Annotated in this window: 8 protein-coding genes; 6 read left to right on the top strand and 2 right to left on the bottom strand. The window is 59.3% G+C overall.

From position 1 onward, the window contains the following. Window positions 1-163: 163 nt before the first annotated feature. Complete coding sequence (locus ABSE61_RS08240; RefSeq protein WP_423870591.1) at window positions 164-367, bottom strand: hypothetical protein; 204 nt, start codon at window positions 365-367, stop codon at window positions 164-166. Between the two features lie 627 nt (window positions 368-994). Here ABSE61_RS08240 and ABSE61_RS08245 point away from each other — a divergent pair. Next, window positions 995-1,675: a TetR/AcrR family transcriptional regulator gene (locus ABSE61_RS08245; protein WP_423870592.1), complete on the top strand. Its 681-nt coding sequence runs from the start codon at window positions 995-997 to the stop codon at window positions 1,673-1,675. 99 nt (window positions 1,676-1,774) lie between these two features. Here ABSE61_RS08245 and ABSE61_RS08250 read toward each other — a convergent pair whose 3' ends face one another. After that, window positions 1,775-2,965 (bottom strand): patatin-like phospholipase family protein, encoded by a 1,191-nt coding sequence (locus ABSE61_RS08250; protein WP_423870593.1) that lies wholly within the window; start codon window positions 2,963-2,965, stop codon window positions 1,775-1,777. Between the two features lie 307 nt (window positions 2,966-3,272). Between ABSE61_RS08250 and ABSE61_RS08255 the strand changes: the two genes are divergently transcribed. From ABSE61_RS08255 to ABSE61_RS08275, 5 genes are all read left to right on the top strand, one after another. Continuing rightward, a complete protein-coding gene (locus ABSE61_RS08255) occupies window positions 3,273-3,743 on the top strand; it encodes a MarR family winged helix-turn-helix transcriptional regulator (RefSeq protein WP_423870594.1) in 471 nt (156 codons plus the stop codon). Then, the gene (locus ABSE61_RS08260) at window positions 3,736-5,031 is read left to right on the top strand and encodes an HlyD family secretion protein (RefSeq protein ID WP_423870595.1); all 1,296 of its coding nucleotides are present in this window, start codon (window positions 3,736-3,738) and stop codon (window positions 5,029-5,031) included. The genes ABSE61_RS08255 and ABSE61_RS08260 overlap by 8 nt, the downstream gene beginning before the upstream one ends. Then, the gene (locus tag ABSE61_RS08265; RefSeq protein WP_423870596.1) at window positions 5,031-6,569 is read left to right on the top strand and encodes a DHA2 family efflux MFS transporter permease subunit; all 1,539 of its coding nucleotides are present in this window, start codon (window positions 5,031-5,033) and stop codon (window positions 6,567-6,569) included. Before ABSE61_RS08260 ends, ABSE61_RS08265 begins: the two co-directional genes overlap by 1 nt. Continuing rightward, on the top strand, window positions 6,566-8,113 hold the full coding sequence (locus ABSE61_RS08270) for an efflux transporter outer membrane subunit (protein WP_423870597.1): 1,548 nt from the start codon (window positions 6,566-6,568) through the stop codon (window positions 8,111-8,113). Before ABSE61_RS08265 ends, ABSE61_RS08270 begins: the two co-directional genes overlap by 4 nt. 166 nt (window positions 8,114-8,279) lie before the next feature. Then, the coding region (locus tag ABSE61_RS08275) for a hypothetical protein (protein WP_423870598.1) at window positions 8,280-8,498 on the top strand (219 nt) is incomplete at its 3' end.

Consider the following 8,498-nt stretch of genomic DNA (forward strand, 5'->3'; position numbering starts at 1 on the left):
CCCGTGGCTTTTCGTTTTGCTCACGACAGCCAACCGACTGGACTGCCTCGTTTGCACCGAAGCCATATGCATATTGCTGAGATACAGTGCGTGGCCCGCGAGGCCGATTACATGGCGCGTGTACTCAGAAATCAAGTGAGGGGTGCTGCCGTAAGCGATCCGATCAGGCGAAAGCAGAGTATCGGGACAGCTGGAAGAAGGGTTCGAACTGGTAGGCTGGATCGACGGCGAGGCGGGCAAGCTTCTCGCCGATCGCCGATGCGAACTTGGCGCCGTGACCCGAGTAGGGCGAGACGATCAGCCGGGAATTCGGCCAACGATCGATGATGAATTCTTCGCCTTTGTCCGGTCGCCGGTCTGCCGGCAAAGTGTTCGTGTAGGCTCGAGGATCGTAAAACGCGGGCTATGCGCATCGTCGCCGACTTTGACCAATTACACGATCCAAGATCGGCAGCGGATCTCTAATGCACTGTCTCGCTGCGTACTTGGTGCATAGTTCATCAAAAAAAGAAGATCAGGGCGAGGAGGGCCATGGCCGAAACCACAATACCGAGGCCCACAGCAAGAATGACCACTCCGTAGAGTGGGGTTCGGTCGGAGATTGACCGGTCAGGCATGGTCAAAATCTCTTTCGGAGACTCTCCCTCGAGAGTTCCATGTGCCGAGGTTGCAACCCGCGAGCGGCCTGCCCGGGAATCGGGACCATTCCGCGGACAGGCCGCTCCACGACGTCCAAGCCTGGCAAAATTGGGGCATCCCAGGCCGGCCGTTTCCTTCGCGAACCCTGCGGTTGCGATTCTTGTCCCCCCAAAAATGCCCTGATAAGCTTTGGTCAAAGAGTCCATACGGCGATCCAATTCTCTCTGTCGCGATACTGAGGACACCTTTCGACGACCCTTGCCTAAAGGTAAGAGCGTTATTGTAGTTAGTTTACAAAACCAAACTGTATCGTTTATATAATCCACCTTCAGCGGGCTGACAAGGAGAATTGTGTTTGGCCAGGACAGAAATTAAGGCGCTTGAGCGGACAATCCGGCGGGGCGGTGGCGGCCGTCCCACCCGGGAGGAGGCTGAGGCGCGTGACGTGCGATTGCTCGATGTCGCAACGAGATTGTTCATGGAGCGAGGCTTTGACGGCACATCCATTGACGCGGTCGCGGAGGCGGCTGGCGTCAGCAAGCCGACCGTCTATGCGCGTTACCATGACAAGCGGGATCTTTTCGCGGCTGTGCTGAGGGGTAGGATACGAAAGTGGCTTGCCCCGCTATCTGCGGCGGCCGAAGCCCAGGCAACCGAGACCAGCCCCAAAAGCATCAAGACGACTCTGCATGAGCTTAGCCGACATATGGTTGCATACACATTGGCGCCGGAGGCAGCCGCGGTGCAGCGGATCCTTTCAGCGCAGGCTGTCCATTTTCCCGAGTTGGCAAAACTTGCAAATGAAGAAGGCTGGCTGCGTGCGGTCCGGGGAGTTGCAAGTATATTGCGTCAGTCCGCCGCCCGCGGCCAGATCAAGGGAGACGACCCGGAACTTGCGGCTGACATGTTCCTCAATCTTGTGCTTGGGCACTCCAAACGCCTCGCTGTCTACGGCATCGCAACCGATCCAGAAACCGCGGAGCGGCATCGGAAGGCTGCCGTTGACTTCTTCCTGAATGGTATGCGCACCAAATGAACCTAGCCGGATCCCAAAAGGGTTCACCTGCGATGCTATCGGTTGCCGTCAGTCGGGGGGACGGCGTGACGTCAGGATCGTTACCGCACCGACTTCTCCTCATTGCGACGCAGCTGATCTCCGGTAGCGAAAGCCGTTCGGCAGGGAATCGTCCGAAGGGGGCGCCTTGGTCCAGAAATCCCCGGTTTTGGCCTTGTCGAACCCGTACTGGTAGAGCGACCGCATATAGTTCGTTTCAAAGCCGGACGATGCGGGTGACGGAAAGTCCCTGGCGATATAGGTCAGGTTGAATCCGAAATTGTTGCGGTGCGCGGAGTCATAGGTCTCAAAAAGGACCGAGCGAATTTGCGTCTTCGTGACGGAAGCGGAAGCGCGTGCGGCGATGTCGATCATGCTGTTCGGCACCAGCCGGAAATCCCGTTCCACCTTGTCGTTGACCAGGATATAGATGTTCATGCGCAGCCCTCGGGCAATCGCGCCGTCGCGCAACAGGAACGCCTCCGGCAAGGTCAGGACCGGCGCCGTCACACCGCCATCCGCATGCATCTCCTGGAAACGATGTCCGTTCGCCTCCGCATCGATCAGCATCGGCGGGAAAACCACCGGGATACTTGCGGACGCGGCCAGGACATCCCTGAACAGATCTAGCGCCTTGGGGGACCCGATCGCAGCGATGCGACCCATATCCCAGATCACCGTGCGTTGTGTATCGAGATTGGTCGTTACGACGAGAAGGCGTCGGCCCTTGGCATGTTCGGCAGCGATTGCTGCGAGCATGTCCTGTCCGACATAGCGGGCGACGAGTTCACGCAGCTGCGTATTTCCAAACAGGCCAGAGCCGAACAGAGCATGGACGATGCTTGGCCTGTCGAGCAGGCTTTCGGCAATGCCGCTGGTGTAAACGTCTCGCAATGTCGCGTCGTAGGCCGGGCCGAGAAACGCAAATGGTGCAATCAGGGCACCCGTGCTCACCCCGGAAACGACGGAGAATCGGGGGCGCGTTCCCGCCGCGGTCCAGCCATTCAGCACGCCTGCGCCGTAGGCGCCATCGGCACCGCCTCCTGATAATGCCAGATAGCTGAGAGGACCAGCTCGCGAATTCACATCGGCTTTGAACGCCGATGCAGGCTCGTCAGCATATCTGCGCAATTCGCCGAGATCCAATACCGTCGAGGATGCTGCATCGGATGCGGTGTACGCCGTTCGCGGCAGCGAGCTGCAGCCGGCAAGAATGAACATTGCAGCCAAAAACGCGAGCGGCCGGACAAGCAACTGCCGACGTGAACACATGACAATCCCCGGCTCAGGCTAACAACAATTTTTCGACGTAGGATCTGTCGCGGATGCGAGCGACCGCCTCGTTTCCAGCAAAGTGTGTTTGCTTCGAAACTAGCGCAGCGTGATTCCGTCGCCGGTTTCCATGAAACTCGGGTCGATCGTTCGGCATCGACAATCCTCCTTGTCAGCTCCCTAGATCTGGATTATGAAAACGATACAGTGTGGTTTATATCCGTAAACGATATGCCCACAATTTGTAAAGTTAGTCTTAAGAGCGCGGACTCCGCGCACCCGTCGCGAGCTCAGGAGTTTCAGGCCGTTGGAAGTAGACCAGCCCACGCTCGCCTTCTTGTTGCACGACGTAGCCCGCCTGCTGAAGAAGAGGTTGGAACGGAATTCTCGCGGATCCGGACTCACCCGGTCGCAATGGCAGATTCTGGCCTACCTTGCGGGGAACGAGGGCATCAATCAAAAGGGACTCGCGGAGCTTCTCGAAATCGAGCCGATCACGCTTGGCCGCATCGTCGACAAACTCGAGACGCTGGGACTGGTCGAACGGCAGCCGCATCCGACCGACCGCCGCACATGGCTTCTCCATCTTGTGGAGTCGGCACGCCCCAAACTCAAAGAGATTCGTGAGCTCGGCGATGTTATCCGCGGGGAGGCATTGGCTGGCGTTTCCGAAGACGACGGACGGCGTCTGTTGCAGACGCTCCAGGCAATGAAAGCAAATCTGACCGAAGCATGCGAAGCACCGATTACAGGACAAAAACGAGCAAGCCATGGCTAATCGAGAAAACAAGCTGAATGAAGCGACGAGTTCTCCGCAGGACGGAGCAGGCGTACACGATGACAGGGTGCGCCGACTCGGTCGCCTTGCGGACGCCGCGAAAGATGCGCCGCCTTTTGGCCAGGATGCGGCGCCGGACGTCAGGGTCTTGAAGCCGGGTAGCCGTGAAACGGAGGTGAAGGAGGTGGGACCGCCTCCCAATCCGCGGCCGGACACCGTGGACGCATCGAAGAAGCCGCTGCGCCGGCCGTTGATGTTTGCGCTATTGCCGTTCGTGCTCGTCATCGGCGCGTATTGGTACATCACGGGCGGCCAGGTGGTTTCGATGGACGACGCGTATGTCGAGGCCGACAAGGTCGGCGTCTCGACCGACGTGCCCGGAATCGTCGCCGAAGTCGGGGTCACGGAGAATCAGCATGTCGAGGCTGGTCAAATTCTGTATCGGCTGGATGATCTCCAGTTGCGGCTCGCATTGGCGCGCGCCGAGGCACAGATCGGGACGGTCCGGGATTCCTTGAATGCACTCAAGGCAAATTACCGCGACATGCAGTCGCAAATACAGCAGGCTCAGAACGACATCGAATATTACGACACCGAATTCCGCCGTCAGCAGGACCTTCTGGCCGCGCATGTCGCGTCGCAATCGACCTTCGATACGGCTCGCCGAAACCTGGTGAATGCGCAGCAGAAGCTCGCCTCCCTGACCCAGCAACTTGGGGCCATTGCCGCCAATCTTGACGACGATCCCACCGGCGCCGTGGAGAAGAAGCCCCGCTACCTCGACGCCGTGGCGCAGCGCGATGAAGCCTCGCGGCAACTCGCTCACACCGTCGTCAAGGCGGCGTTCGCCGGCATTGTGACGAACGTTCCTGCGATTGCACCCGGCAAATATCTCCAGGCGTCAGTCACGGCCTTCTATCTCGTCGCCGCCGATCATGTGTGGGTTGTCGCCAACCCTAAAGAGACCGAGTTGACCTATGTTCGGGCAGGCCAACCAGCCTCGGTGACGGTGGATACCTATCCCGACACGCAATGGAGCGGGAGCGTCGAGAGTATCAGTCCAGCGGCCGCGCAAGAATTCTCGCTGCTGCCGGCGCAGAACACCAGCGGCAACTGGGTAAAAGTCGTACAGCGCGTCCCGGTGCGGGTGCGGATCGACACAAATGACAAGAGCTTGCCGCCGTTGCGCCCCGGAATGAGCGTCGAGGTTGACGTCGATACCGGGCATAGCCGTGGCCTGCCACACTTCCTGACCGCAATGTTCGGTCATGATCGGCAGGGACGCTGATGTCAGCTCCCGTTGAACTGCCCAAACATACCAGGGTGGCGATCACCATCTGCGTGATTCTCGCCACTCTCATGCAGGCGCTCGACACGACCATCGCCAATGTCGCGCTTCCCTATATGCAGGGCAGTGTTTCGGCGAGCCAGGATGAGATCGCCTGGGTGTTGACCTCATACATCGTTGCGGCCGCGATCATGACGCCGCCGACCGGCTACCTCACAAGCCGCTTCGGACTGAAGCGTGTTTTCCTGGTTTCGATCGCCGGCTTCACCGTTTCCTCGGTCCTGTGCGGCATGGCGCAGTCTCTGGTGCAGATCGTGCTGTTCCGGGTTCTGCAAGGCTTGTTCGGCGCGGCGCTCGTCCCACTCTCACAGACTGTACTGATGAACATCAATCCGAAAGAGCGGCAAGGATCCGCGATAGCGTTATGGGGGGTTGCGGTAATGGCCGGTCCCGTCCTGGGGCCGGTGCTCGGCGGCTGGCTGACCCAGGCGTTTAGTTGGCGCTATGTCTTCTACATCAACGTGCCCGTCGGCATTCTTGCTTTCTTCGGAATGATGACTTTTTTGTCCGACACGACGCGGAACGCGGCAGCGAAGCTGGATTGGTTCGGGTTTGGCACCTTGAGCCTGGCGATTGCCGCCATGCAGGTCTTGCTGGACCGTGGCGAAGAGCTCGATTGGTTCGGTTCAGGGGAGATAGTTGCCGAGGCCATCATAGCTGCCTCGGCGTTCTACCTCTTCCTCGTCCATACCTTCACCGTGCGCGAGCCCTTTGTAAGGCTCTCCTTGTTTCGTGATGCCAACTTCACCGCTGGAGTTCTGTTCATCGCGATTGTCGGTCTCACATACTACGCCTCGCTGGCGCTGCAGCCTCCCTATCTCCAGAATCTCATGAACTACCCGATCATCAGCGCGGGCCTTGTGCTGGGACCTCGGGGTGTCGGCACCATGGGCTCCATGATGATTGTTGGAAGGCTGATCGGGCGCGTCGACACGCGACTTCTTCTGGCCCTGGGGCTCGGGCTCACAGCCTGGTCGTTCTATGTGATGACCGGCTGGACGCCGGATGTGTCGCAGAAGACTATTGTCGTCGTCGGGATAATCCAGGGTGTTGGCCTGGGCTTTATCTTCGTGCCGTTGAGCGTGGCGACGTTATCGACGCTTGCGCCCGAGCGTCGGGCGGAGGGCGCCGGCCTTTACAGTTTGTCACGCAATATCGGCTCCAGCATCGGTATTTCCGTGGTGAACAGCCTACTGACGAGGAATACGCAGGTGAATCACGCTGAAATCGCGCGGAGCGTCACGTCGGTCAATCGGGCGTTCGAGGACCTCTCGATTGCGCAATTCTGGGATCCGGTTAGCTCGGCTGGACGCGCCGCACTCGATGCCGTGGTTACCCAACAGGCGCGGATCATTGCCTACATGGATGATTACAAACTGTTGATGATCGCAACGCTCGCAGTGATCCCGCTTCTCGTCATCTTCAAGAAGCCGCCGCCCAGCGCTGCCGACGACGAAACCATGCATGTTATGGAATGACGATGTTGTCCACGTTATTCCGGGCATTACGTCGCAATGGATCGCGTTCGGCTGTGCGGATCGCCGTGGCCGTGCTTGGCATGGCGGTCGCCGGTTGTACTCTCGGGCCGGACTTCGAGGCGCCGAGGCCTCCATCGGTCGCGCGCTATACCTCGCCTGGCGAGACGATAGTGCCTGGTCCCGATGCCGCAAAGTCGGTGCCGACGCAGGCGCTCGCGATTGGTGAGAGGGTAGCGGCGAATTGGTGGGCACTCTTTCGATCGTCGAAGCTCGACCTGTTGGTGAAGCAAGCAATCGCAGGTAACCTCACGCTTGAGAGCGCAAAAGCCAGATTGGCGGAGGCGCGGGAGGCGATCACGGTGGCCTCCAGCGCGCTTTATCCCCAAATAGGACTTAACGCCAACGTAGCGGAAGAGAAAGAAAGCGCCACCACGTTCGGATTGAGTCCCAATACTGTTCCGCTGCCACCGAGCTTCAATTTGTTTCAAGTCGGTCCAACTGCCAGCTACACGCCCGATCTATTTGGTCAAACGCACCGCCGGATCGAGCAGCAGGTCGCACTGGCCGAATATCAGAGCAACCAACTCGACGCGGCATATCTGACTCTCACGGGCAACACGGTTTCGCAGGCGCTTCGGGTAGCCGCGGTCCGCTCTCAATTGAAAGCCCTTGATGATATTCTTGCCATCGATCGTCAAAATGTTGAGCTCGTACGCAAGCAGCGCCAGACCGGAGCTGTTCCCGATAGCGACGTGATTGTTGCCGAAAGCCAGCTTGCTGCCGATGAGACAATGCAGCCGGGACTTGAACAGCAGTTGAGCGTGGCCAAGCACGCGCTCGCGGTTCTCATCGGTCGCGCGCCCGGCAACTGGTCACCGCCGGATTTCGACATGGCAGCTCTCACATTGCCACATCGTCTACCTGTCAGTATTCCGTCAGAGCTGGTCCACCAGCGCCCCGATATTCAGGCGGCTGAGGCGCAGCTTCATGCCGCGAGTGCACGGATCGGAATCGCCACGGCGCAACTCTATCCTTCCATAACGCTTTCGGCCGGTATCAGCGCTAATTCGTTGAACGGAGGACAACTGTTCAGTCCCGGCGGTCTCGTATGGAGCGTGGCCTCGGGACTTACTCAACCGATCTTCGACGGTGGCATGCGAGAGGCCGAACGTCGCGCTGCGTTGGCTGCCTTCAGGGAATCCGCGGCCGACTACCAACAGACGGTATTGCAGGCTTTTGGGCAAGTCGCGGACATCCTGCAGGCACTGAAGCATGATGCGGATCTCCTGGTTGCCCAAAAGCACGCGCTGTCGATGGCCTCGGAGGCCGTACGTCTGCAACGCATCAACTATGGTAGCGGCGGCTCAGGTATCATCGGTCTCCTCGATGCGCAGCGGCAGTATCAACAGGCGCAGCTCGGCTATGTTCGCGCAGAGGCACAGCGCTATCAAGATACGGTCCAGCTTTTGGTGGCCATGGGGGGCGGGTGGTGGGACCGAAAGCTCGCATCGGCGGATGGCGGTGGCAATCCGACCCGCAGATGATTCGCAGCCACGACCGGCGCCGACCGCCATCCAACACTGACTCTCGGACCATCAAGAAGGCTGTTGTCGGCTTGCCAAGTATCAAACGATACGGTATGGTTTAGATAAGCCCGGTGACAAACGGACTGGGCACAGAGGTCGCTGAGTTGTCTGAAGGAGGCCACGCATGCATAGATTCTATCTGGCACTCATCCTGCTGTCTGTTCCGGCTTCGACCGTCGTCCTTGCGCACAGCGGGACGGACCAGGAGGAGAAGGCTTGCACGCCCGACGTGCAACGTCTCTGCCGCAAGCTGATGGATCAAGGCGACCTCACCATTCTGGGCTGCCTGAAGGAAAACCGCGCCAAGCTATCGCACGCGTGCCGAGGCGTGCTGGTCAGCCAC

Origin of the sequence: Bradyrhizobium sp., assembly GCF_049519115.1 — a bacterium.
Classification (GTDB): domain Bacteria; phylum Pseudomonadota; class Alphaproteobacteria; order Rhizobiales; family Xanthobacteraceae; genus Bradyrhizobium.